Annotated in this window: 24 protein-coding genes and 2 pseudogenes; 21 read left to right on the top strand and 5 right to left on the bottom strand. The window is 39.8% G+C overall.

Features of this window, described 5'->3' with window-relative positions; genetic code table 11:
- Positions 1–490: 490 nt before the first annotated feature.
- Together H1230_RS17240 and H1230_RS17235 are read left to right on the top strand one after the other, a co-directional pair.
- Positions 491–2,515: a right-handed parallel beta-helix repeat-containing protein gene (locus H1230_RS17240; protein ID WP_239711035.1), complete on the top strand. Its 2,025-nt coding sequence runs from the start codon at positions 491–493 to the stop codon at positions 2,513–2,515.
- A gap of 787 nt (positions 2,516–3,302) precedes the next feature.
- The gene (locus H1230_RS17235) at positions 3,303–3,575 is read left to right on the top strand and encodes a hypothetical protein (protein ID WP_239711033.1); all 273 of its coding nucleotides are present in this window, start codon (positions 3,303–3,305) and stop codon (positions 3,573–3,575) included.
- A gap of 69 nt (positions 3,576–3,644) precedes the next feature.
- On the opposite strand, the gene H1230_RS17230 is transcribed toward H1230_RS17235, so the two are convergent.
- Entirely contained in the window at positions 3,645–4,433 is a 789-nt protein-coding gene (locus H1230_RS17230) for an NAD(P)H-dependent oxidoreductase (protein ID WP_239711031.1), read from the bottom strand.
- Between the two features lie 143 nt (positions 4,434–4,576).
- Between H1230_RS17230 and H1230_RS17225 the strand changes: the two genes are divergently transcribed.
- The 4 genes and pseudogenes from H1230_RS17225 to H1230_RS31725 all read left to right on the top strand — a co-directional run.
- A complete protein-coding gene (locus H1230_RS17225) occupies positions 4,577–4,969 on the top strand; it encodes a winged helix-turn-helix transcriptional regulator (RefSeq protein WP_239711029.1) in 393 nt (130 codons plus the stop codon).
- A 370-nt stretch (positions 4,970–5,339) separates the two neighbouring features.
- Positions 5,340–5,612, top strand: coding sequence for a hypothetical protein (locus tag H1230_RS17220; protein WP_239711028.1), 273 nt, complete (start codon positions 5,340–5,342; stop codon positions 5,610–5,612).
- Between the two features lie 79 nt (positions 5,613–5,691).
- Entirely contained in the window at positions 5,692–6,318 is a 627-nt protein-coding gene (locus H1230_RS17215) for a hypothetical protein (protein ID WP_239711025.1), read from the top strand.
- Positions 6,319–6,618: 300 nt separating this feature from the next.
- Positions 6,619–7,074 (top strand): annotated as a pseudogene (locus H1230_RS31725) (transposase); the annotation flags it as partial.
- 150 nt (positions 7,075–7,224) lie between these two features.
- On the opposite strand, the gene H1230_RS17205 reads toward H1230_RS31725, so the two are convergent.
- Complete coding sequence (locus H1230_RS17205; RefSeq protein ID WP_239711022.1) at positions 7,225–7,788, bottom strand: hypothetical protein; 564 nt, start codon at positions 7,786–7,788, stop codon at positions 7,225–7,227.
- Positions 7,789–7,962: 174 nt separating this feature from the next.
- Between H1230_RS17205 and H1230_RS17200 the strand changes: the two genes are divergently transcribed.
- The 4 genes from H1230_RS17200 (at position 7,963) to H1230_RS17185 (ending at position 10,984) form a co-directional block, all read left to right on the top strand.
- Positions 7,963–8,904 carry a metallophosphoesterase family protein gene (locus tag H1230_RS17200; protein ID WP_239711020.1) on the top strand — a complete coding sequence of 314 codons (942 nt, stop codon included), beginning with the start codon at positions 7,963–7,965 and terminating at the stop codon, positions 8,902–8,904.
- A 342-nt stretch (positions 8,905–9,246) separates the two neighbouring features.
- Complete coding sequence (locus H1230_RS17195) at positions 9,247–9,981, top strand: RHS repeat-associated core domain-containing protein (protein WP_239711018.1); 735 nt, start codon at positions 9,247–9,249, stop codon at positions 9,979–9,981.
- 34 nt (positions 9,982–10,015) lie between these two features.
- The gene (locus H1230_RS17190) at positions 10,016–10,663 is read left to right on the top strand and encodes an ATP-binding cassette domain-containing protein (RefSeq protein WP_239711016.1); all 648 of its coding nucleotides are present in this window, start codon (positions 10,016–10,018) and stop codon (positions 10,661–10,663) included.
- 144 nt (positions 10,664–10,807) lie between these two features.
- Positions 10,808–10,984 carry a hypothetical protein gene (locus H1230_RS17185; protein ID WP_239711014.1) on the top strand — a complete coding sequence of 59 codons (177 nt, stop codon included), beginning with the start codon at positions 10,808–10,810 and terminating at the stop codon, positions 10,982–10,984.
- Positions 10,985–11,644: 660 nt separating this feature from the next.
- On the opposite strand, the gene H1230_RS31415 is transcribed toward H1230_RS17185, so the two are convergent.
- Together H1230_RS31415 and H1230_RS17180 are read right to left on the bottom strand one after the other, a co-directional pair.
- Positions 11,645–11,773 carry a hypothetical protein gene (locus H1230_RS31415; RefSeq protein WP_275590891.1) on the bottom strand — a complete coding sequence of 43 codons (129 nt, stop codon included), beginning with the start codon at positions 11,771–11,773 and terminating at the stop codon, positions 11,645–11,647.
- Between the two features lie 417 nt (positions 11,774–12,190).
- A pseudogene (locus H1230_RS17180) lies at positions 12,191–13,456 on the bottom strand (IS110 family RNA-guided transposase).
- 229 nt (positions 13,457–13,685) lie between these two features.
- Between H1230_RS17180 and H1230_RS17175 the strand changes: the two are divergent.
- From H1230_RS17175 to H1230_RS17150, 6 genes are all read left to right on the top strand, one after another.
- Positions 13,686–13,976, top strand: a complete 291-nt coding sequence (locus H1230_RS17175) for a hypothetical protein (RefSeq protein WP_239711012.1) — start codon at positions 13,686–13,688, stop codon at positions 13,974–13,976.
- A gap of 668 nt (positions 13,977–14,644) precedes the next feature.
- A complete protein-coding gene (locus H1230_RS17170) occupies positions 14,645–15,220 on the top strand; it encodes a TetR/AcrR family transcriptional regulator (protein WP_239711011.1) in 576 nt (191 codons plus the stop codon).
- A gap of 205 nt (positions 15,221–15,425) precedes the next feature.
- A complete protein-coding gene (locus H1230_RS17165; protein ID WP_239711008.1) occupies positions 15,426–16,466 on the top strand; it encodes an NADH:flavin oxidoreductase in 1,041 nt (346 codons plus the stop codon).
- A 719-nt stretch (positions 16,467–17,185) separates the two neighbouring features.
- Positions 17,186–18,331 (top strand): tyrosine-type recombinase/integrase, encoded by a 1,146-nt coding sequence (locus H1230_RS17160; RefSeq protein ID WP_239711000.1) that lies wholly within the window; start codon positions 17,186–17,188, stop codon positions 18,329–18,331.
- Between the two features lie 3 nt (positions 18,332–18,334).
- A complete protein-coding gene (locus H1230_RS17155) occupies positions 18,335–20,398 on the top strand; it encodes a site-specific integrase (protein ID WP_239710996.1) in 2,064 nt (687 codons plus the stop codon).
- On the top strand, positions 20,364–20,840 hold the full coding sequence (locus tag H1230_RS17150) for a hypothetical protein (RefSeq protein ID WP_239710994.1): 477 nt from the start codon (positions 20,364–20,366) through the stop codon (positions 20,838–20,840). Before H1230_RS17155 ends, H1230_RS17150 begins: the two co-directional genes overlap by 35 nt.
- A gap of 168 nt (positions 20,841–21,008) precedes the next feature.
- Here the strand turns inward: H1230_RS17150 and H1230_RS17145 are convergent, their stop codons facing one another.
- Positions 21,009–21,350, bottom strand: coding sequence for a helix-turn-helix domain-containing protein (locus H1230_RS17145; RefSeq protein ID WP_239710991.1), 342 nt, complete (start codon positions 21,348–21,350; stop codon positions 21,009–21,011).
- A 132-nt stretch (positions 21,351–21,482) separates the two neighbouring features.
- On the opposite strand from H1230_RS17145, the gene H1230_RS17140 reads away from it, so the two are divergent.
- The 5 genes from H1230_RS17140 (at position 21,483) to H1230_RS17120 (ending at position 26,311) form a co-directional block, all read left to right on the top strand.
- Entirely contained in the window at positions 21,483–22,478 is a 996-nt protein-coding gene (locus tag H1230_RS17140) for a DGQHR domain-containing protein (RefSeq protein WP_239710988.1), read from the top strand.
- Positions 22,479–24,024: 1,546 nt separating this feature from the next.
- Positions 24,025–24,519, top strand: a complete 495-nt coding sequence (locus H1230_RS17135; protein ID WP_239710987.1) for a Mov34/MPN/PAD-1 family protein — start codon at positions 24,025–24,027, stop codon at positions 24,517–24,519.
- A complete protein-coding gene (locus H1230_RS17130; protein ID WP_239710984.1) occupies positions 24,516–24,653 on the top strand; it encodes a hypothetical protein in 138 nt (45 codons plus the stop codon). Before H1230_RS17135 ends, H1230_RS17130 begins: the two co-directional genes overlap by 4 nt.
- A 782-nt stretch (positions 24,654–25,435) precedes the next feature.
- A complete protein-coding gene (locus H1230_RS17125) occupies positions 25,436–26,011 on the top strand; it encodes a hypothetical protein (RefSeq protein ID WP_239710982.1) in 576 nt (191 codons plus the stop codon).
- Between the two features lie 57 nt (positions 26,012–26,068).
- Complete coding sequence (locus H1230_RS17120; protein ID WP_239710980.1) at positions 26,069–26,311, top strand: hypothetical protein; 243 nt, start codon at positions 26,069–26,071, stop codon at positions 26,309–26,311.
- Positions 26,312–26,575 lie beyond the last annotated feature (264 nt).

Here is a 26,575-nt window from a genome sequence, read left to right as displayed (position 1 = left end):
GTAGTTAAGAACTCAGATTCTTCTGCTCTCCAGAACAAGCAAATAATGCAGTTGATATTGATGGTCGCGCTGATAGCAGTACGATTATCTTGATTCGATCTTCTTCCCGTTGGTATGTCATCATAGTCTCCTTCCCCTTTGGATATATCAATAAAAGTGCTGTATATATCAATGGCGCTACTTCAGTGATGCATAATAAACTATAGTGGTGTGCTTGATATACCAAACTTATATCTAAAATGATTGGGATTGTCCATCATTTTCAGGAAGGAGAGTGAGTTGGTATATATGGAATCCGTATTGTCGACGATGAATGATTTGTCCGCAAGGGATTGAAATGATTGATTGAAAGATCGATCGTTGCGGTTGATAACGTGGAAGACGCTCTGGAGTTAATCCGCACGCAGTAGCCGTATCTGAAAATAAGATACATATTTAAGGTTAACTTAAAATGATTATTGTGGACATAAAAGGAAAAGGTGGTTATCTAGTGGAATATCATGTTGCAATTCAAGGAAGCGATCAAGCGCCGGGTACGGAGGCCCAGCCTTTCCGTGCTATTTCCCGCGCTGCGGCTATAGCGGAGCCGGGAGATATCATAACCGTGCATGCCGGTGTTTACAGGGAATGGATCAACCCGGCCAATGGAGGAACAAAGGAACTAAGGATTGTATACCAGTCTGCCGGGGATGGAGAAGTAGTTATCACGGGTGCTGAGCCTGTGGCTGACTGGAATGACGAACAGGACGGTGTCTGGAGAGCGGAGGTGCCAAACAGTCTGTTTGTCATCCGCAACCCCTATCAGACTAAATTGCACGGTGATTGGTTGTTTGAAGGTGCGTTCGAGCCGCATCTGGGGGATGTATATCTTGACGAAAAATCCCTATATGAATGTGATAGCGTTAACAAACTGCACAATCCACAGGTTTGGCCGCAGGCCAAATATGCGGAGGACTCTTTGATGCAATGGTACGCAGAAGTAAGCTCAACTACCACCACCATATGGGCGAACTTCGGTGGCAAGGACCCCCGCCAAGAGAATGTGGAAATCAATGTGCGCCCTTATTGCTTCTGGCCTGAGAAGACCGGACGCAACTATATTACCGTCAGGGGCTTTACTCTCCGGCAGGCATCCCCCCAGTGGGCCCCGCCAACAGCTTTGCAAGAAGGGCTTATAGGTCCCCATTGGAGTAAAGGCTGGATTATTGAGAATAACCTGATAAGCGAGTCTAAATGTACAGGTATCAGCCTAGGCAAAGAAACAACTACTGGACTGAACGAATACTCGGACAATCGCAGCAAAGGCGGAACGCAACGGGAGCAGGAGGTTATTTTCCGTGCATTGCGCCAGGATTGGCACAAGGATCATATCGGAAGCCATATTGTCCGCAACAACGTAATTCATGATTGTGAACAGGCTGGAATTGTGGGACATTTAGGTGCTGCTTTTAGCCGGATCTACCAGAACCGCATTTATAATATTCACCACAAGCGGATCTTCCACGGCGCAGAAGTGGGGGGAATCAAACTCCATGCCTCACTGGATACCCAGATTTGCGAGAATGTCATCTACAGCTGCTACCGGGCACTTTGGCTGGATTGGCAGGCACAAGGCACCCGCATCAGCCGAAATATATTTTATGACAATCTATCCGAGGATCTCTTTGTGGAAGTCTGCCACGGCCCATATATGGTGGATCATAACCTGTTCCTATCGCCTATGAATTTCCGCAATATGGCCCAAGGCGGTGCGTTTGTTCACAATCTGTTTGCCGGCAGATTTGTAGTGCGCCCCGAGCATACCCGCTATACTCCCTACCATATGCCTCATGAGACAGCGGTTGCCGGGTACAGCAACATCACGGGCGGCGACGACAGGTATTACAATAACCTATTTATAGGTGATAACGATCCGGGCAAAGAGCCACTGCCTATGACCTTTTTCGAACACCTCCCGCTAACCCCAAGGGAAGATATGGATTACGGCGATGCCGCAGTGATGGACGGTGTACCAGACAACTCCTGCTGTTACCTTCATCCTGTCGGACTGGGCGGCTACAACGATTATCCGAATACTCTTCAAAAGCGGTGGTGGGACTATACCAAGGAAGAAATTGCGGCTATAAGGGAATCCGGAAAGCCATTTCAACCCGATAAGATGGCACTCCCCGTTACGATACAGGGCAATCTGTATTTGAAAGGCGCAGTGCCGAGTAGCCATGAGTCAAATGCAAAGGTTTATGTCAACAACGGGATCGAGATCGAAATCGATCCGGCTACTTGCAAGGTACAAGTGCATGTTCATAACCCTGAAATAATACGTGCTACAGCTCCTACGGTAGTCACCACTGATCTTCTCGGCAGAAGCCATCACGCCGAGATGTACTATGAGGAACCAGATGGATCTTCTTACCGTTTCGACCACGACTTCTTTCATAAGCTACGCCCAGAAAAAAATGTTACACCTGGACCGTTTGAAATATTTGACAACCGTCCAATAGAGATTATTCTGTAAATAGAATTAATAGATGATTGTTATACTACCCCAAAGAGAAATACAATTTCTTGTATCTGCTGCATGGAAAGGGAGGTTACCTGCATAACTTATTTGAGAAAAGCTTGTTATATCAAGCTTTTCTTTTTTATGTAGGAACATTTGTATCAATGAAAAATCCATAAAATCCTTACATTATGGTCATTTGACACAAATTTGGGCTTGGGTACATAATTGTGCTGTTGGTGGGACCGGTAAAGTCAAGACATACGAGCAAGCTCGATATGAAGCACAACCTTGGTTGAAGCATAGAGGTTACAAATCTGAAAAACAAACCTTTGGGAAGTTTGGGCTGGGAAAGAAAAGATACGCATTTTGAATTTGATGCATCTGAGAAAACTGTAAAAAAATACAAAAGCGTTTTAATTAAGAGGTTAATTATTTTGAGTATCTATGATGATGAACTAGTAAAGATCTCGTACTAAATGAGCAAAATAAGTGTATCGAAGTAATAAAAAATCAAAAAACACATATATCGAAACTTTACTTGCTGATGTTGCCCTCCGAATCTACGATCCGGTTCCCCGAGGTATGAAAGTAGCCAGCGCTGCTGTCCGCCTTGGCAGTGCCGCCAGCATAGCCAAATACACCTGCAATCAATACATATAATTCAGCCCATAGTTGTAGTTAAATGGAAACATATGGGATTATGACATTAGAACCGTGCCCAGCCTCTACCATCTAACATCTTTTATTGCTAGATCCTTACTGTAATACTATGGGAGTGTAACGGTTCCTCAATTATTTAATGCGACTTTTGTACAAACTGGGAATAAGGACAAATGCTAAAGTATACTCGGCGGTTGAGCAGAAGAAGGTTATCGGACTTAATTTCTATTACGAAGACAATAAAGAGAAGGAACAACTGGTTCCTTCTCTTACGATTTATGAAATGGACTACTCTACAGGCGATGAAACTTTTAAAGATTATGTCTTCGAGAATATGGCCTTTCCTTATCCGGACGGTTACTATACAGACTGGAACGTTATAAGTGAGTATACGGGGGAATCAACTGAGTAATAATCCTCTCCCTTCTGGGCATTGCCTTCCGGCTGCGAGTTCCATTACTCTCTCCCCATCAACTTCCAGTCATAGAGGCGCCGCGTCTTCGGCAATGTGAGCCGTCAAGCCGGTCCGTCCGATTGCGATGTCGCTTGCAAGCACATGGCTGTCCGGATAATCCCCGCCGTTCTGATGTCGGAACGGAATGGGCTCCTCCTCGAATAGGCGCTCGAGACGCAAGCGCCAGGCTGCCATCGCCGCGTCTATGTCGGCTGCCGTCATGCGATCTGTTCCGTAGACGGCATGGGTAGGCAACACATCCATTCCGGGGTAGTAAAGGACGCCGTGAGTAATGGGGAACAACAATTGTTCCAGCGGTCCATTGATTCCTCGCGGAGAATAATCCTTCTCGGGCCCTCCGGCAGCAACGGACAGCATAGCCCGCTTCCCCTTTAGAATGCCATCGCCGTAGCGATAGCGATTCCCTTCGCCCTTAAAGCCATATGCGAAACCAAAAGCGAATACCCGTTCTACCCAACCCTTGAGAATAGCCGGCATGCTGAACCACCACAGAGGAAACTGCAAGATCACTGCGTCGGCAGCAAGAAGCTTCTGTTGCTCCAATGCGACGTCTGCCGTTTGACGGCCAGTCGAATAGGCATGCGCTGACTCTTTAATAAAGGATAATCGTTCTAGATTGGCTCGATCCGGGAAGTCGCGCTCATCGAACACGGCCTTCCAGTCCATTCCGTACAGATCGGACAACATGACTTCGTGCCCTTGCTCCTGAAGTGTTTGCACAGTCGTCTCAACGAACTGGCTAGTTAACGAAGTGGGCTCGGGGTGCGCATAAACGATTAATACCTTCTTTGACATGATTCCACTCTCCCTTTGTATTGGCTTACGACGCTTTATTAAGTGGCGTATGAGTGTTATATTATGCTATATATTGAATTTAGAGAAGTACGCATAATTTTATAATATAGTATTAAAAATCATACTAATGGAGGGTCATGGCTATGGGAGATCGCAAAAACAAGCTCGAAGCGAAAGTGGAAGTGTGTCCTGTCGAAACAACTTTGGATGTCCTCGGGGGCAAATGGAAAGCGATCATTCTGTTTCATCTTATCGATGGCCCGAAGAGATTCAATGAATTCCGGCGGCTCTATCCGGGAATAACGCAATTTATGCTTACTTTGCAGCTCCGCCAGCTTGAACGGGATGGCATTATTCACCGCGAAGTTTATAAACAGGTGCCCCCTAAAGTGGAATACTCGCTGACTGAATTCGGAGTGACGTTGAAGCAGATCATCCTTGATATGAAGAAGTGGGGAATATCCTACAAGAGCAGAATTGACGATATACGGCTGCAAAAGGCAGTGCAGGAGAAAGGGGAGAAAGAAGACCAATAAACGAAACCCGGAGAAATCCGGACAAAACAAAAAAGAACCCTTGAATACCAAGGCTTCTCGGGGTTGTATAAGTGGTGCGGACGAGAGGACCTCCACGGGTATTAGTCCACTAACAACAAACATGGGACCAGTACAATCGAACAGTTTGATCTCACCGCTCTCAGTTTATTATACGGTATTCGTTCCTCCTACCAATATCAAGGTGTCAATTTGGAGTCGTTCATCAACAGGAGCAGAACTTCCCAACACGGGTGCTCAAGCATCCTTGGAAGCAGGGGCCTTAGCTGTTAAAATCTATGGATGGTATCATACTATACATCAAAAAGATGCTGAACATGGTGCCGTTGTAAAAAACAGAACGAGTTCGCAAATGTATACTGCGGGATCTCATCAACCTAATTGCGACTTGGCCGTTGGGAGCACGCTCAATTATGCCATTGGCAAAGTGACTGTTACGAACGGAGTACCTTCTGGCTCCTTGGTGGAGAGTGGATATCTCGCGAATCAAACCACTCCGGGCAGCATAATGGGCCAAAATGCCTCCCGTACAGATGCACTGAATGGCATGACGGCGAGTCAAATCATCGCCAAGTGGTACGTAAACCTAGGAGTGTCTATGAATTCTTACACGAAAATCATGTAGCAACAAATTGCAGGCATAGCTAAAAAGGTTGAAGCCTGTTCTTCAACCTTTTTTGTAATGTTAATGTGAGGTGAGTTAAATGAAATCAATTTGGCTCTTATGTCTATCGATATCTCTGCTGCTTTTAAGCGGTTGTGGAAAATTGAATCAAGGCGCTTCAAACGAAATAGCCGCCGAGGGACAAGTTTCTAGTAATGAAACTAGCGGAATACAACCACATGAGGGATTAAACTCGAACGGAAAATACGTGATTTTCAAAGATGGTTTAGATATTTTCACTACGGAGCCCACAGAAGGCGCTGCAGAGGTAGCTTGGGAGTTTTTCAAATTAAGAGGGCAGCAACAGTATGACGAAGCATTGAAATACCTAAAAGGATCTGAAACCGATACTTCAACGTATTCACTATATGCGGATTATGCGAGTGAAGGAAACATCTATTTAAAAGAAGTTATTGGCGCAAAACTACTGAGATGGACAGACATTACCCAGGTCGTTGCTAAAGAATCTGAGGACGTAGGTGCTTATGATTACAAGGTTATCTACCTGGAAATGGAGTTTGTAACCAGGGGAAAGCTTGGTGGGCCAGATCATCCATCATCTATAAAGAACGGAGTCAACATTTATGCTGTACATGTCGTGCAAATGAAAGAAAATGGACCTTGGATTATATCGTTGTTAGGCGGGTGTCCCTCACTTGAAACATGAGGTGCTGTCGTGATGGTATATTCGAATGATAAAAATCAAGCGGTAGCATAATTAGCTATTGCTTGATTTTTATAATCTCCCCCTATTATCAAATCCAATAAAAACTATATTTCATCAATTATGTACCTTGAATCTACATTCAGTATAGAGCTGCCTAAAAGTACCCTCTCCCCGATCTGTAGGACTCTCCTTATCGTTATACAAGCCCCTATTGTCCCATTGAGCATATACATTCCTTGTCTTCCCAAACTTAGCAGCTTGCTTCTTCACTGCATCAATTGATTTATCTTTATCTAAAGGAGCTTAAGCCGTGTGTTTGCCGAGCTGACTCACAAAGGCCTTGCGCAGCAGTTGTTTGAGGATCTTGTGGCTCAGTGCCAGGAAGCTGGAATCATCGACGGAACGCATGTCGCTATCCACAGCGCAGCCTTTTACGCCTACGAGAAAAAAGAACCTACGCCTAAAAGTTACACCCGCTCATGTGAACGATGGCAAGGAGGGGCCTGCACTCATGAAGCCAACCGTAGACCGATTCAACCCCCGGTTTTTCATGCTGGATGCGGGTTATGACCAACTGAAAAACTACGAGACGGCTCGGAACGTAAAGGCATTACGGCTTGTTCGTCCTCCAATTACGGGATGGTCGTTAAGGTCAGCAGCAGAGAAGACCTACGCTGTTATGCGTTACCACACCGGGAAAGCCGAGGCTGGAAGGAACTCTACAACAAACGGACAAGTGTGGAACAATGTAACTCTCATAAGTTCTTGAAAGTTTGAAAGGAGTCAAGTCCAGTAAAGTGCAAATTACCCGGAGGATGGGATATCCACCTCCGGATCATAGTACTCATTGAATGCGTTTGATTATCATTAATGCAAACCCATGTCTGATTGCAGAAATCAACCGATTCATTTCTTTAGTAATCGAGCAACCCGTTTTCTGGAGTTCGGGAGAGGAAATACTCTCACTTTTTCTACGTAGGTTACACCGGTATATTTTTTAAGCTCTAGCTTCAAACTTGGAGAATCGCTATTTGGATTTTTTACTAACCAATGATAGATCCAAACTTCGTTCGGAGGGTTGTCTCCATTCTTGATCGGACAAAGCAACCTGCCGTTTTTCACTTCACGCCCTGCAGGGAATGCGGGTGACTGCGGAACTCTGAATTTAATAGCAACGCATGAAGCGGCTGGTATCGCGGGCGAAGAAGGCATATTGCTGCACCGCCCTTTTTGATCTTTATTTATAAATGGAGTTTTACGAATCTCAATAGGAGTAACCGAAATGAGTTGGCGAAAGAGATGTCCGGTGTTTCTGTTAATGTTGTAATGCAGTATTGTAACCGGTCCATTATACGTTTTCGAATTCAGACTTTTAGGAGAAACCAGAACACCGTCATGGACAGTAGCAGGTGCTCCCATCATGGTAAAATATAGAATGCCGACGCAATCTCCCGCTTTGATAGTAGCCAAATACACCACTCCTTAATCGTTGATAATGTATAAGTATGTGGCCAATCACAAGAAGTCTTGTATGCATGCCCTACGACTATGAATTAAATTCAGACGTTTCTCTATTGGGATGGGCAGAGGCCGTTACGCTTCTTACCCCAGTTCATATGATGGGCACAAACGGATGAAAGGAAAGTGATTGATTTGATGCTTGAATCCAGAAAGAAGACGGCCGCAGCATCGTTATTCCGAACTTCCAGGAAGATCTTACAAAACAACGTACAGAATTTGAAAAATACGAATGAATTCACGTTTGTTTTTATGGGTGACGGTTGGGCGGGTGACGGGCAAACGAGTAATACCATTTTTGGGCTAGCTCTTTCGGCAGTTCGCTCCTTGAAAAGAAAACCGTTATTCATTTTGCATAGCGGGGATTCGGTTTTTACGGGGACGGCCAAAGAATTTAAAACGGGAGGAACCTACACCGACAAAGTTCCTGTGAAAAGTCTACTTCAATTAATTCGTGACCCAAAGAAAGGTGTATCCGACATCCCGTTTTTCATCGTGCCTGGCAATCATGATCGGACTGGCATTAACGGACCTCTAATCAATTTTAGAACTTTTATTGGTCCCACGCGATTCGGTTTCAACCTTCCTCGAATTAAAACGACGATCATCGGTCTCAACAATGTACAGCAATTGGGACTGGATAAAAATAATCAGCCGATATATGGATTTCCGCCAACAGAATTGAACTTCTTGAAAAAGAAACTAACTAAATCTATGAAAAACACGCTTGTCCTAATGCACGCTCCGCCTAGGATAGGAAAGTGGGGAAACCCGAACTATTTTAAGGATCCTGAATCGACCTTTGGCAATCAAAACGAGCAATTAACTCGATTTCTTAATACGATTCGTGGGAGGGTACGCCACGTTCTGGTCGGTCATGTACACGCCTTCGATACTTTAACATTCCAAGGGACTCGTTATGTTCTATCTGGAGGAGCCGGAGCTCCTCTAGTGAAACAAGGGTTCCTGAAAGGGACACGCACTCCGATTTTCCACATCGTGGAGTTCACTGTGCGAAATGGGGTCATTGTTAAACGCCGCGTCATTCCTATAGGTTTTACAGCTTAATTACTTACCTATTCAGCTCTGAATATGATAAAGCCCAAGTTTGTTGTACCTCCTGATTATTTCACAGGTAAACAGGAATGTGGAATTGAGGTTGGGGAGAATTATAATTTGGCTAAAGTCAGAGGATGCGAAGCAACCGAATTACCAAATCTGATGGTAGAATCGACAGACTTTTACCTTATAAAAAATAGTGGAATTTAATTAACGGAGCAAAATTCAGGAAACAATATAGGAGATATCCAGTATTGATAGAGTGCAGAGAAATCTGAAATTAGGTGGTAATACGGGCATAATAGTTCGCCCTAAGTTGACAAGAAATATGTCAGCTTAGGGCTTTTTTGTTTGATTTCTTCTCGAATGAATGAAATGGGTTTTCAATACGATTTATTTAATACTCTGGTTGCAGCAACTAAAGGGAATACTACGACCTCGTTTGACATTAGCGCGGATGGCATGCGCTGTAAGAAATCAACCGGAACGAGTGTGAAGCAGTACCGTTATAATGAGAAACAGGAAGTCGTTTCGGAGTTGAACGGAAGTAACACGGTTACGGCGGATTACGTTCGTGGAGACCGTCTGTTGGTCAAGAAAGATAGAGTAACCAGTAAAGACTATTATTATCTCTACAATGGTCATGGTGATGTCATACAAATCGTGGATACCAGTAGAAATATCGTAAACTCTTACGCTTATGATACGTGGGGGAACTTAACTAACCAGACTGATGGGATCCAAAACTCCTTCAAGTATGCTGGAGAAATTTACGATGAAGAAACTGGGCTGTACTACCTGCGTGCACGGTATTATGATGCAACTGTCGGGCGCTTTTTGAATGAGGATACGTATTATCAGGTCACCTCAAAGGCAAAGGCAAAACAAATTATATCAGATGGAGTGTTAACAGGATCAAAGCAAGAAGCGGGTCAAGTTTTTGTTTGGACTACCAAGCCAACATTGCAACAAGCAAAAAATTCCGGTGCACGGTATTTAGAAACAGTAATTGAATTCGAAATTCCCAGTAGTTCACTTGCCGTCGATAGGACAAACAATTTGCCAGATCGGCAAGAGGACCGCTAAAAATCATAAATGTAAAGGAGGTCCCTTTTAAATAATGAAGATAATATCTGCGATCGATCTTGAGGATGTATCAGTTACTTGCAAACCATTGATGTTTAATTTTGAATCAAGAAAAGATAAGTTGGAACATTTCTCCTACCAATTTATGCCCGGTAAAACCTATGCTATAGTAAGCGATCCGGGGAAGGGAGGAAGTGCACTTTCCTATCTAATGTCTGGAAGGGCCAATAGGTATTATGGGAAAATTTCGATTGATGGAAATAAAATAGACAACATTCAAATGGGATCATACGGGTGGTATATTGGAGACGAAGTCCATTCTAATGCTTCATTATTCAAGAAAAGTATGACGGTTCGGGAACAACTGGAAATGGGAACATCTGAGTTGCACACGGTTGATAAGCTGATAGAGACCTTTGAACTTGCTCCCTCGCGCCTAGATAGATCTATGAAACATATCAGCAACGAACGCTGGAATGCGTCGGTGGCAATTGGACTAGCTCATGAGAAACAAGTGTTTTGCTTTCCTTGGCTTGATGATATGTGGAAGAACGCAATAATAGCAAGATTAACTCTTTGTTCAACCATTCTAAAACAGAATGATTGTATACTGCTAATTCCAGTGCATAATATTTGTAATATTGAGAATTTCATTGATGATATTGTGTATCTAAAAGGGTAATGATAGTATTCTGAAACTTAGTAAGGCCAAAGAAATGAAAAAAGAAAACATCTTCTTGCCTTTAGGAACTGACCCCGTAACGTGAGACAAATTAAAACACCTTCAAGGAGAATAGAAACCTATCGTAAGATAGGGAGATAACCTTTGTTTTTGCGTTTTTTTGTCGGTGGAGAAGAACTTAGTCCCATAAGAGCCCGCGCCCAGCGCGGGTTTTCTGTTTTATGGGATCAAGTTCTTGTCCTTTGCTCAGGACAAGAACTTGATCCCATTGCCGATAATGGACAAGAACATGGTACTATTACCGATTTGATAAACATCTAAATGAATCCTCTATTTTCGCATTCACCTTCGATTGTGGCACTAACAGGAAGGTAGTCACATTTGTAAGGAGAAAATCAGTTGGTTTACCCCAGACATCATGGATTCTTAACTTAAAACAAGCATACTTTCCACAAGGTAGTCGGGATTAACCTGTTTACTTTTGTATGGGCAGGATATGTTGATATCCCTATCGAATAATTTCCTTAAAGCAGAATTCTCTCACAATTCAACAAAAGGATGGATCACACTATGTTCTTACAAGACTGACCTATCAACTAACGTAAATATTGGCTTTAATAGAATAAATTTACATTGATATAAAGGAGAATTTTTGTGGTTAAGAAATTATTTTTCACTTTACTAATTCTTTTATAAAGGCCCAGAACTTAAAAGTAATTCTGTTGAGCGTATAGTTATAGAAAATGGAAGTAAAACTACGAAAATAAATGAGTTTGGGCAACAGAATGGTAAGATGAAAGTACCTGTTTCTTGCTCCAGCTGTTCATTAACAAACAGAAATGATCCGATAAAAGTTACAATTGAATGGGGAGGGAATAAAGAAACTTTTAACTTACTATATAACTAATACCATTCAATCCTCTCACTTAAGTAGTTAGGTAGATAGTTAATAACCTTGAGGTAGGAAGATATTGTATTTAACTACTCAAAAGTTTTATCCTCTCCGGAGACAATCCCCTTGCTCACCCCATAAAAAAGCTCTCTTTTCTTTAGGCCCTGGTCCATGATCAATGATTCCAGCCGGCCTATTTCAAGGATGTTTCGGTTCATTGGATTCTCCCATAGCATTTCGAGGATTGAAGTCAGTTCTTCTTTAAGCTCCCTCAATATAATTTAGTTTTCTCACTCAGGCTCATGCATTCGCAGGATTTCACCTTTAGCTAAGTGTGAGATAAGAAGGAAGCAGAGGAGGCGGTGGCTTGGAAAAACTGAAAGGGTATGCAGGAACAAAGGTGAGAGTCTATCACCCAGTTTGTTCCATATCCTGCACGTCTCCATGTCGCCCCTAGCGATTTTCACTCCCATGTCTCAACGGGTCTATGCCCTTTCATTCCTTCGTCACATCTAACTAAGGGGTGGAGGTCGGTTTTTCTAACGAAACGGGTCCGAGCCCTTTTGTTTAATGTCTCCCGATACTCCGTGCTTCTTGTCCATCCTGCGAATGCATCAACTGGCGAAATTACGCGCTTAAGCTGCTTGCGGAAATACTTTAACTGAACGATATGCTTCGCTGCTCTTGGCTAGGCCAACAAGCATTCGAGCCACTTTACCACATCATTTCATAATGGATTTCATTTTCTTGAGCTTTTTCACGTCTACATTGTAGTGGTGCAGGGCTCTAACATCCGGATTGATCATGACCATACACATCGTCATGAGAAAGAGAAAACGCCTTAGACGCGGGCGGCCGCGCTTGCTAAGCACCATTTTCCCACGCTATTTCCCGGAACTGGCCTCAGCCAGGTTCAGTCCCGCATGACAAAGCAAGGCATTACCGTGTGAGTAACCACTAAGATCATCAGCTTCTCCTAACACACCGGCTAGACTGGTTACATTTACACCTCGAATGGTAAGTAGCTTTTGGGCACAGGGAATGCGTTCCAATACGAGATGTACTTCGTGTTCAATCTGTTCAAGCTGGCGCTGAGCCAAATCGTATTCTTCGAGCAGTTGACCCAAGTGCAACTTGTAGGCGTGTAGCGCCTTTGTAGCCCCAACGCTGCGTTTAGCCAGCGTAATAAGCTGCTCGGCCCGCCGCAAACCCGCATGACGCTTCACATATTGTTTCCAACCACCAATGACTTGTTCGGTCGTTAATCGGCTAATTTCCTTCGGGAGAGGAAACAGCCTTAAGGTGGCGATGGCACTGGTGCAGGTGAGAATTTTGAAGACATGCCGAAGTTCAGGGAACACAATATCTACCCAGCGATGGGTCTGGTTAACAGCGCTGTTAAGCCGTTTAGTAACCGTGTCCCAATTGGCCATGAGAATCCGCATTTCCTCGTAGGCTTCTGGATTAAAACGCACAGGAGAGTAGTATCCGTTTTTAATCATATCTGCAATAACAAGCGCGTCTTTACGATCGCTTTTAGATGGGGTATTGTCGCGGTTCTCCTTATTCTTTTTAACGAGGTGAGGGTTTACGAGAACAGCTTCAATCCCTTGAGAAGTAAGCCAGCGAGCTAGGCTCAGCCAGTAATGCCCGGTGGGTTCCATGCCTACAATGACTTTGTTAAGCTTGTAGCTCTTCAACAGATCCTGAATCCAACGGCCAAATAGCTCAAAACCTTTACGGTGGCTACTGAAGTCTAGCGGTGTACCCAGTACAATACCACGAAAGCTGACTGCGCGAGCGACGTGTGCTTCCTGTGCTATATCTACGCCGACGACAAGATGGGATGAGGAAATGTTTTCAATGAGTTGATTTTGTTTGTCCTGCGTTTTAAACTTCATAGTAGAGCGACCTCCTAGATGGGCTTTTTGAGGCAATGACCTCGTGTGCAACCCTATCTTACCGAGGCGTTCTTTTTTGTTCAAACTCCAAATTATTCAGTTTACAGGAATTCTAACGGGCAGTTATGTGTAATAGATGAATCATGTTTCTGCGTTTTCTTTTTTTGTAATAATTATCGATCTATTCTCCATACTAAGGTTATATTTGAAAAATAAATGGAGGATATATATGAATCAGAAAGTTACTTGTTTTTTTCTCTTGATATTTTGCTTATTGTTTAGTTCAGTAAACAATGTAGAAGCTCGATCTCTCAAAATGGAAGATCTATATATAAAAAATACAGAACAATGGTCGGTTCAGATTGACCATCCCATGTTTAACGAACAAGGTATGGCAAAACCTAAGCCTGGTATTGCTAATATGTATAGCTTAGTAATAAAAAATACTGGAGAAACACTTCATAATATAACCATTGAAGGGTATAGAAACGATCCAGAGTCTCCTACAAAATTTGGATAATTTTCAACTCTTGTTGGAACTGTTTCCTCTGGAATTGAAGCATTTTCGCATACGAATTTTCCGGTATCTGCTAAATCTAATCATGTAGAGATTGTTATCTCATGGCAGGATAACCCCATAATAAGTAAAGGGCACGCTATAGACGGAAGAAAGTACAATCAAACATTTACCTTCGAAGTTAATTGAACTAGAAGATTTGCCTAGCTTTTGTCATAAAGATAATAATCTAATATCCTCACTAACGGGACACTATAGTTGAATGATATACATTGATGAGTAGGCGCTACGGAAACCTGTTTTTTCATTGAGCTAACAGGCAGTTAAATGGGGAAAACAATATTTCAATGGGAGTGTGGAAATGAATGAGGATAATTTCAATCAAATGATTCAAATAAGCTGGGGTGCTATAACAGTTAAGTTAGTGAGGGAGAGAAGGAGCTAACTCTGTAAAGTTAAGTTAAATAGCACCATTCTCTTTTTTGCTTAGTTTAATGGAAGGACCGTTTAAAAAAGGACATATGAAGCACCTGTCATCACACTTTGGGGGATCGGTGCTTTTGTTCATTTATAAAAAAATTTATGTTTATCCATTGTAACCATCCTCTTTCAAATAGGAGGTGAAATGATCAGTTATTGACTGTGTGGTCAATAACTGATATATTAATCCCATGAGCAGACCAAGAGAATTTGATGTCGATCGTGTATTACACCAGACTATGGAAGTGTTCTGGAATCAAGGCTTCAAAGCAACTTCTTATGAGGACCTTACGCTTACTACAGGAGTCAAAAAGCAAAGTTTGTACTGTGTTTTTAAAGACAAGCGATCGTTGTTCCTGAAGGCGCTGGCACTTTACCGTGAACAGGTTATAGCGAAACTGAAAGAGATTGAAGCCCTGGATTCGTCTCCCGGTGATAAACTAGATGCCTTACGACATTCCCTTTTAGACGATGAAACTGGCTGCCAAGGGTGTCTAATTGTGAATGCATCACTCGAATTCGGAACAGATGACGAGCAGGTCACACGCGAAGCTGAGCTCATGGTAGAGGAGGTTCAACTGGTATTAGAGAAGATCATAAGTAGTGGCCAGAAGCAACAGTTAATTTCCAACCGGTATACGAGTATAGAGCTTGCATCTTATCTAAATAACACCATTCTTGGTGTGAGAGTTATGGAGAAATCAGGTTCATCCCGTGAACAGATCGAGACGGTTCTGCGTACTTCATTTGGCATGATCATGTCTTGATCTTTTTTTTGTGAAATTCTTGACTACGAAGTCAAAAATAATTTAAGGCGGATTAATACACCACGAAACCTTGAAGGAGGTGGGGATTTTCGATAAAAATCGTGTATTGATTCATTTGGAAGTAACGTTTAGCTGTTAACCAGGCTGGTTGCTGTTTAACATCTCCTAGGTCAACTTATATAAAACGAAATATGTGGAGGTTATTATGAATTATTCTCAATCCGTAGAAGCATTGTTCCAACCCATAGAGTTAGGTCACTTGAAGTTATCCAATCGGATCGTGATGGCGCCGATGACGCGTCAATTTTCTCCAGACGGTATCCCGGGTTTGAATGTTGCTAGCTATTACCGCCGAAGAGCAGAGAACGCAGTGGGGCTTATTGTGACGGAAGGGACGATAATTAATCACCCGGATGCATCCAATCAAGCGAATGTGCCGCAATTTTATGGGGAAGCTGCAATGAATGGCTGGGCACATGTTGTATCTGAAGTACATGAAGCTGGCGGTCGAATTATTCCACAGATCTGGCATATGGGAGCCAAAGGTCATGTTAATGATTATTCGGAAGCTGAAATTGCTACAATCGTTCAGGAATTCGCAAAAGCAGCCTCTGAAGCGAAACGCATTGGGTTCGATGGTGTTGAAATCCATGGAGCGCACGGCTATCTGATTGACCAATTCCTATATGAGAAAACCAATTCACGTACGGATCGTTACGGTGGAGATATGATGGCTCGCACACGTTTTGCAGTTGAAGTGATTGAGGCTTGCCGTGAAGTAGTCGGACCAGAATTCCCTATTGTACTGCGTTTATCTCAGTGGAAGACAGATGATTATCAGGCTAAACTGGCTGAAACACCGGAATTGCTGGAGCAACTTCTCGCACCGTTGGTTCAAGCTGGAGTAGATATCTTCCACTGTTCCACACGCCGTTTCTGGGAGCCGGAATTCGAAGGGTCTGATCTGAATTTTGCTGGATGGACCAAAAAACTGACTGGCAAACCGACAATCACCGTTGGATCGATTGGTCTTGATGGTGACTTTACAAGTCTGTTCACGGAAGGTAAAGGGGCAACCAACGTCGGCATCGAGAGTTTGGTGCAACGACTTGAGAATAATGAGTTTGATCTGGTTGCTGTAGGACGTGCACTTCTGGTCGACCCTGCATGGGCTAAAAAAGTTCAAGAAGGACGTACCGATGATCTGGTTCCATTTACAAGAGAAGCGATGATGGAGCTGACTTAATTGAATTTATAGTTGTTGGTGATTCATCTATAAAAAGCAGTGGTAGACCATAAATAGCGGTCCACCGCTGCTTTTTTTGTTTCCAGTAAGTGTTGTACTGTGTTGTACTGTATAGACGGAGGGCACAGCAGTCTTAAAGAATGAACACTTCGAGATTGCCGGTGCCCATTTTTGATTGCAATGCTGACGATTTATTATGGCTGCAGGATGGACAAAACGGACTCTGAAGGTCTTTCAGAAGCCAGCGTTATAAATAAAAGAAACGATGGATGTGATTTCAATTTTTAGCGGAGTAAAGGATTATGTTGGGAAAAACAGAGCATACTAATCATATTAAAAGAAAGCAAACTGATTTTGATTTGATGTTGATCGGTATCAGAGTTGCTTCATTTAAAACATATGTACAAAATACAATGTAATATTTAATAGAAAATATCTTTAATTTAATATATAATTTTAGACATCTTATATATTGTGTCACAAAGGAGGAGGTATATATTGCGAGCGATTATTATCATATCAAGTGTCCAATAAACGTTCAGAGTAAGTATTCTATCTTAGTATTTAATAGTGAAAACGAACTGTGTATACCCTTGACAGAGTTTTATTATTCCCAACAGAAAAAAATAAGTGAGAACTCAGCGTTATCGTATTTAATGACTTTGGAAAGATTCTTTTCATGGCTTAGAAAAAGTAGTAACTACCAAGGTGCCCGAGTCATGTGGTCTGATAGTCACTTGGCTATACGAACAGCGATAGAGGATTACTTAGTTTATCAGATGGGTTGTAAATTAAGATCAAAAGAAAATTTTCAATACGTAATAATGACAAAGAAGAGTACACAGACTATTAATCACTTTTTAGCTGCTATCAAATCATTCTATAAAACTGTATTACAGTTAAAATTATACGAGTTTCAAAATCCTTTAGTTGATGCTGATTATAGTATTACTATTGGGAATGTTAATCCTTCTAGCATGCGTGAGAATAAGCCTCGTCTTCCTAAAATAGCTGGAACAGAAATACCATATGAATCTTCGTATCGAAAACAATCAGACTCTTATTTTAAGCTGGTAGCAAATGAATGGAAGCCCAATATAATTGCTGACCAAGATCTACCTTATATCCTTTATAGAGCCGGTTCCGATATTGGCTGGTCTCTAAGAGATGAAGTAATAATAAGAATGCTTTTCGAAACTGGTGCTCGAATAAATGAAATACTAGAGTTAACAATTGGAGATTATCGGCAACGGATAAATCAATATGAGATAGCTACCCTTAATAAAGGAAGTGAGAAAAGGAGAATTAAGTTCCTGCGATTTTCTCAAGATACTTTGAAACTATTGATTAGGTATGTTAATGGTGAGAGAAGGACACACGCTCATGAAAAACAGACTTTCACAAAGCTTTCCGATAGCGAGGTGATTTTTCTAACAAGGAGAGGTGATCCATATAACTATATGGCTTTCTACTCACAATGGTCTAAAATCATTACTCGAGCCCAAATAAAAATGAACATCCACAAAACACGACACTGGTTTGTTACTAATATGATTAGAAATATTTATGATACAGCTAGTGATAGTGGGGAAATTGAAATGAAGAAGCATGAATTAATAAATTATATGAAGTGGAAAGATCCTGAGACTATAAAAGTATACGAACATTACTTTAATGAGGCCTCATTCAGAGAGATACATGAAAATATGGCTAAAAAAATGCAGGAATATGAACAAGAGTATTTAAAAGATTCTCGTAGTGCCCTTGAGGGTAACCATTTATCTAATTCGGGATTACCAACTAAAGAGGTATTACCAACAGAAGAGATTGATTGGATTAACGATTTTTATAAGGGGATGGAATAGAAAATGACATCTGAGATTTTAGATCAGAAAGACTGGTATAAGAATTTATTGGGAATTGTTGATGATGAAATACTTCATTTAAAAAATGTAAAAAATGAGTATTTGTGGGATACCTTAAATAAACAAAGTTTAAATTATATCTACAAAAACTGTTTACAAAGCCCATGGTTAAATCAACTTTCTTTAGCGGTTCTGTGTGCTACTGATCATAAGTTATCTCCAGGCTCTATTAATACAATGATGTCTACTTTAAATAAACGACTTATAGATATTTTTGAAGCATTTAAACTGGTTAAAATTGAAGATCTAAACTACACACACTTTCATCAATACTTATCTGGTGAGATCTACGAAGATCATACAGACAGACAAAGACAAGCATTGATCTCTTATTATAAATCTTTCTTATATAACGTATCCAAATGGCTTAAGAACAGAATTGATATAAATCGCCAAGACTATTTCTCAAAATTTCTTTTTCCAGAATTCCCTTTTGATAATAGAGATTACAAAGCTAGAGACTTAGCAGTGAGTTCTTCACAAAAAAAACGAAAAGAAATGAGCTCAGCAGTTACTCCTATGCTTCCTAGTATTAGAGCACAGTGTCATTTTAGATGGAATCAAGTTAAACGTTTGCGTGAGATTACAAATAAAATGATTGAGAAAACTGAGAATGAGAAACTTCCTTTACCATTTCCTTTTGATTATGAAGAGTCTGAATATTTAAATGAGAGACTTTATTTTACATTGAATAAATCAGCAGATAATGAGTATTATTTGGAATTTGTAGAATCAATTAATCTTTCAGACGGGTCTCAAGGAGAAGGATTATGGTTTTTTGAAATTATTAGGAATCGTCTTTTAGGCGCATGGTCAAAGTTTGCATCTAGTCAAAGAAAAGCAGAAGGTATCTCATTCTTAGAAAAGTGGGGGCATGATACTAAGGAAAATATACACCCATTTCTATCAAGGAATCTTGGAGTGTTAACTCAAGGATTTAATTTAACAAAAAGTCAGCATTTTCAGAAGAGTTCACGTCTTATTATTAATGTAGAGTCTTTGTACATTGCTTGTATGTTTGCGATTTTTTCATTAGATATCCAATCTTACTCCGGTGCTCGTATAAATGAGATTTTGCAGGTAAGCTATGATCCGGATTGTTGTGTTATCACCGAAGATAGGAAGGTAACACCAACTAAAAGAAATTATATCTTTAGATTAATCCCAAAAGGCAGAGATACTGAAGAGAATTACTATATGCCTGAAAGTGTATTTAAAACATTATTAATGATAGTTAACGAATTAAAGATTCACTATAATTCAGATTCCCTACCCGAAGTAGAGTATAGTATAATTTCACGAAAACACTTGCTGGATAAAAAAAGGAAATATGTATTTCAGTATAATAAACAACATATAAATCAGTTTACTTTGAATTCTGTAATTCGATTTATAACACATGGCTTGATTATACAAACGGAGGAAGGAAAACAGGTAATTCTCAAAACCCATCTTTTAAGACACGCTTTCGCTACTCATGCGGCACAAACTGAAAAACTACCAATAGATATTGTACGTAAATTATTACATCAAAAAGATGAAAGTGTAACTAATTATTATGCTGCTCCAACAAATGTTCAAATTTCAGGAACAATTGAATCTCTACATGATAATTGGATGTCCTATATTGATATTCAACAAGGGATTCAGAGAAGCCCTGAGGAACTCAAAGATATTTATGAAGAATACAAAGAGAAGGTAGGTACGGTCTCCAAAGTAGTTGGTGGCATATGTACAATTGATTCAGTGTGTCCGACAAAGATGGCATGTATGGGTTGTGCAGCGAAGGTCCCGCAACCTGAATTCAGGCACGAAATTGAACAATATCTCACTTGGGCACAAGAAAGTGAACAGCGATTTATGAAATTAGGATTAGAAGTGGAGGCTAAAAAGATGAAAATAGCTACGAGGAGAGCTAAAATAGAATTAAAAGAAATTGAAGGTATTGAGATGTATATAAAGGACGAATCGTATGAGCCAAACATTCAATTCCAGAAAGAAAACTAAAAAACCGTGGCTAGATAGAATATACCTTCAACGTAAAAATAGAACGTTTGAACTAGGCAAAAGATCTATCGACGAATTACGAAAACAGGGTATTAAAATTTCGTACAGGAAGATTGCTGAAATATCAAAACTAATTGATGAAGAGAAAAAAGGTATACACCCTAATTCTATTAAAACAAACGCTGAACTTTATAATTATTACAAGGAAAATGTTCAAATAAAAACAATACTTAAAAAATCATTGAGTACTTCTTTTAAATCAGATTTGTCTTCTAAAAAGTACAATTTAATCAAGCCTGATAGAGATGTGCAGGCTCTTAGAAACAGGTACATGAAATTTAAAAAAAATGAGCTTGTTGAATTACTAATTAATGCCGAGCAATATATCGCAAAAAATAATCAAAGATGGATCGTTTCACAATTTGAGAAATTCAAAGAGTAGCCATAACATGCTGCTCTTTATTTTTTTGATCAAAGCTAAAGTATCTGAGTTACAAAATAATTACATAGAGAACTAATTCTTTTCGATTAGAGATTTGAGGAAGCTATAAAAGAAAGAAAGTGAAAACTATAGATTAGATCAAAAAAATGATTTCATCAAAAGATGAAATCATTTTTTTATTAAGGCAATTGCCTCTTTAATTATTCGGAAAACAATTTTTAAATCATCAATATGTAAGCTCATAATCATTATATTCAATTTTTCTATTATGTCATTTTTCTCAGTGTTTTTATTAATTTTTGATTGCTTAAATAGATCATAGGGAGATATTCGAAGAGCTTCAGAGACCTTTATAACCGTTTCAAGTGTAATATTGGCTTCTCCCCGTTCAATTCTACCAATATAAGAAGGATCTATAGACAATATCTCGCCCAGTTTTTCTTGAGTTAAATTAGCTGCTTTTCGATGTTGTCTTATTTTGTTCCCTACTTCAGTTGAAAAACCAGACATCTTCTCACCTCTCTTTAAGAGTAGGTAAGAAGACAAATAGTTTGAAGAGCACTTTACTACCATTTACCATTTGATATAAGGTGTTTTAAAGCCTATTATGTAGATTATAATAACTTATTAAGGAGAACTCATATGACTTTATTGCCACAACAACATGTTATTGAAAATATTCTACAGGCTAAAATGCGAGGGAAAGTAACGTATGCAGGAAATCTTTCGGCCTCCTCAGCGCTTAATTTGACTTATGTAAAACCTTTCGATCATCCATCAGGGAAAGGTTATCAAAGACCCGTAGATATTAAAAGATGTAACGATTTTGCTATGTATTTATCCAAAGGAGAGAATTCTCTTTACACTCCAATTCTCATAAATGCAGAAGCTCACTGGGAGTTTAGTGCATATGATAAGAATCGCCCAGCTTTTGGTAGGTTAATATGTAAAAATAGAGCATCTTTGATGGATGGACAACATAGATTAGGGGGAATTAAGCGTTACACACAAGATACAAACTCTGATATGCAAATCCCTTTTTTGGCATTCCATTACTTAGATGAAGATGAGGAAATACAACTGTTTGATATTATTAATACAAAAGCAAAAGGTATAGGTGCTTCACTAAGTAGATACCTTAAAAGAGATTCCGATGATTATAGTTGGATTGCTACTGAATTAATAACTAGAGGAGATAGTCCATTTCATTTTATTGGTAGTTTAACAGGGAAACGAAATGCAGGTAGACATGTTACCCTTCAAAATTTATATAAAGTTCTTGAAATATTGTTTAAATCTATTCCTACGTCTCAATTAACTAGGGAAGAGAAATTAATGCTGGCTCTTATTTACTTTAACGGTATTAAGGAAATATTTAACAGAGAATGGTTAGATTATAAAGAATATCGTATAACTCATATTGTATGTCTTAATGCTCTCGCCTTTGCAGGGGCAGAACTTTTCGGAAAAGTTATAAATATAGAAAAAAAACATATCGATTATGCACAAATAATAAAGCATCTTCAAAGAATTAAATCACTTGAGTGGTCTTCCGAGGGTCCGTTTAAATATCTAAAAGGGCTAAATGGTTCAAAAACATTAGCAATTGATCTAAAGTCATTAATGAAAATATCTTAAGGATTGTTTGAGGTTATTTGGAATTTTCAATAAATACAATTTTCTTGACAATCGCCTGCATGAAGTATTAATTTTAAATAGATCTTCAAAACCAAGTAATGAGGTCGAGTTTAAACGATTCATTGTTGATGTTATTTAGTGCAAAATAATAAGAAAATCTGATTGTCCTTCTTCTCGAAATACATTGTCGGGAATGCCTAAACCAGAAAGTGAAGAAACAAATGACAAACAGACGAACGATGGTTAGGCATTACGCACAAAGGGTTATTATAGAACTCCAGCAAATAGGTTATTCTTATGAAGAAGCATAGGTTGTTGTTTTTCGCCATTATAGAGGCATGAAGCGTATATTTGGACTTGAGCCAAACGTTTACGAATTTGCAAAGTTAATCAATGAGTTTGAATTAATAATGAGGCGAAAACACAATTTCACTGAAGATAATTCAATCTATATTGGCCACCTTAAAAACAAAATAAAGAAGAACCAATAAATTTGATAATGAAGTTTCTGTCGACCTAAGACAAGTTTTCTATGAAGTCTAAGAGATCTGCAAAAGGAGGTACTACGTTCATTATGGTGATAATTGTAATATAGCGAATATAATATAAGCTTAAGAAGGATAAACCTCGAAGTACAAATCAATAAACCTCCACAATAACTTAATAAAGAAATCATCTAATAACTATGGAGGCTGAAAGCTTGGAAATCTATAGTGAAGGCATTAGAAAAGAATTGTCGAGAATCATCGTGAGGGATTTACTCGTTCCTCAAAAATCCCTATCTGAAAAAAAAAATTTATTCGACATTGTCTAAAAACAAGTGAACAAATTTATCATTTAAAGAAGTAACGTGTAAAATAATAAAACACAGGAAGTCGCCTAGGGACTTCCTGTGTTTTATTATTTTAATAACCGCTCAGTCTTTTTATAACGTCAATCTCATAGAAGGAACCGATTTACCGCTGGAGAAACTCTGAAGGGTGGTACTTAGGACAGCATTCTGCTTTGTAACGCTACACTTTCATAACTACCTTGAGGTTACATAACTGATTACATTTTTGATATTTATGAGTATGAGAATATTCTTCTACTGGCATACAAATTTCAAAAGATGTAGATGCAGGAAATATTATGTTCGTGCCCTTAGGGGGGGAAGGCTGCTAGGATTTTCCGGGTCATTCCTGGTACTGATGCCTGTAAGGAGTGCTTGGCATATTACTTCGCCGAGCGGCATTCAATATTCATCGATATTCCGGAGGATCCATCGCTTCCTGTTATCACGAACGAGTGTAATAATCCGATAAGACCGGCTAGCGCTGAAGATCTTGAGCTGATCTCCTCTCTGACTAGTCGCCTGATACTGCATGAGCTGCAAAAAGAAATACCATGAGAAGCGAACCACTGGGTTTGGACGACGGGAGAAATTGAGGGATTAGATTACGAACCTTCTTCACCTTTCCGGCTACATCAAAGATCGCTGAAACCTCATTCCCATTGTCGTCTATGCTCCGGAACAAAAATACGCAGTGTTCGTATCTTTAGAGATGTGAGCGAAAAGATGATATCGCAATCGGATCCAGTTGCTCCAAACGAAACTGGTGGTATTTTGGTCGGCTATTTGGAATACGGCATCCTCTTTATTACAGGCGCCTCGGATTCGGGACCACACTCGACAGAGAGCCCAACACTCTTCGTTCGGGATAGTGAGTACTGCCAAGATTATTTAGAACAAATTGAAACAGAGAGTTGTCGAAAGATTAGATACGTGGGCGAATGGCATTCCCATCCAAGCTCCGCATTCAACCCTAGTCAAACAGATATTAAAAGTCTGGAAAGCATAGCACGTCAGGACCATTATGCCGTTGATGAAGCCGTATCGATTATTCTCTCTAAAGACAAAGAATTGGGTGTGACTATTCATCAAAAGGACGGTAGCTTTAAACTATTAGCGACTGTAATCGTTCCCAGATCATACGCAGAAACGAATCAGATGCTTGACGCCTTATCTCCACCTGAAAAGAAAGAGGAGCGAACATTATGAATATCCCTTTTCAGATCTATGATTTTATCGCTGTATTGTTTCCGTCGATCTTGTTAATTTCTTTCATTCAACGGCAACATCCGGAGGTTGCTGTTTGGCAAGATGCAGATCAAGTGGGAACTATTGCTGTTTAAATAGTGGTTGCCTACATTGGTGGACAGCTGCTAACTATATCGGGAATGCTTGAAAGAGTAAAGTGGATAGACAGATTATTCACAATTGAGAAGAAGGCAGGATCGGGTCAAATAGCTTTTAAAAGTCGTACAACCACAGTCATCATGAATCAAAAAAAGCACAGGCTGTTACAGAAGCTTGGACATAACGAGCAGCGAGAATTTCGCTATGGTTTATAGCGTTGTTCATGATCGTATGGCAAAGCGGGATATGTTCTTAGCGTTAGCTAATATGATGCGTACAACTTTAATGCTTGCTTATGGCTTCTTATTTTACTACGTACTAAAAATGCTAATCCTGAAAAGCTTCTGGATCACACCGCATGCAGCATTTATTCTGTTTTTTATCTTATTTTTCTTTTTCGTTAAAGCTATAGTAAATTTAAAAGCTTTTCGGACTCAATTCCATTTGATGTATTTCTGGCTTGGTACAAACAACAGACGTTAAAAAAAGAAAATACACCGTGACTCAGGATGCAGTCAACATTTGGCTGTGGCACAATCTGTAGAACTGTAAGAGTAATAGTGACCGCTTTGTCAACGGATTTCAACCGCGAACAGTGGAATAGTTAAGAAATCTGGTGACAACAGCGACCAGAAGTCTAAATATTCACCACAATGACGTCTAAGCTTGAAATTCAAATCTTGTGAACATCTTATATAATATTTTATTTTTTCGACATTAATATAACGAAACTATAAAGACATGTACATTGGTGATGGATCAGGAGGTTTTGTATGAAATGAAGCACAAAGGACACTTTGGGGTATCCATGGGAACGATTATTAAAAAGAAGTCTAAAATTAAGCCTCACTCTAAACATTCTTCTAATTGCAAGTTTTTTTATAAAGGAATATGCAAGCAAGTTGCTAAAGCATCAAAAGGCAGACAATTGTATATTTCTGATAAAACTGCTGCGAAGAAGTGTGTTCATTATATTAACAAAAATGACGGTTATAAATTGAAAACTCATAGTGAAATTATAAAGCAAGACGAATTCAAAGCGGGTAAGAATAACAAGATTGTAAAGCCAACCAAGCATAAGAAGATTGATAAAGAGTTAACTATTCATGAGATAGTTGATCTTGAAATTTTAAAATTTAATAAAGCAAGAGAGAGATTACAGAGATATGTTTCTCCTTTCTTCTTTGAGAACGAAAACAACGTTAGAAAGATTTTAACTACTAGGGGAACTGAACAAGGAGAATATACAGTTGTTTCAGGTATTGATGCAGGGGAAACAAAAATCTGCAGTGCTTACGATTTCAAAAATGATGCAATTATCTATAAGAAAATAGAAAAAAACAATATACAATAAAGATAGTTTATCACTGTAAGCCACCGTTAAAAAATGTCAATTATTAGGAGGTTTTCTATGGAATTAAATAAACGGATAACATTGTTGTCAGTGAACAAGAACTTGGTCCCTTTCCCGTTTGTGAGATTATTCGGCAAAACGGTAGACGACATTTTAAATGAAGGAGACACAGAAAATCGGGAGCACCAGTACCTAGGAACGATCGTTGAGGAGATCGCAGAGAACTGGCCGGACCAACTGAACATCTTAGCCCAGATCTACTGGCAAGATTTTCCCCTTTCGTCGATCAAGGGACATTGAGCAGAATGGTGACAAACTTATTAAATAAAGTAAAGTAGACACGTATATCGGAGATTTGGGGTGCATAGATCGTCGGCGATCCTCAAAGCTACCGGGAAACGTTAGTTGAACGACAACAGCGGCAGTCTAAGACTTAATTTATCAAGTCTTAGACTGCCGCTGCTTTTATTTATAGATCAGTTTAAAACTTATTTTTCAAAAGCTGACAATTCTTCAATTCAAAAACCACGTTAAATCGATGACTCTAGTCTAATACTTTATTTT

It is taken from the genome of Paenibacillus sp. 19GGS1-52 (assembly GCF_022369515.1).
Classification (GTDB): domain Bacteria; phylum Bacillota; class Bacilli; order Paenibacillales; family Paenibacillaceae; genus Paenibacillus_AQ.
Note: the sequence above shows the minus strand (reverse complement) of the source record. Positions and strands in the feature narration are given on the sequence as shown.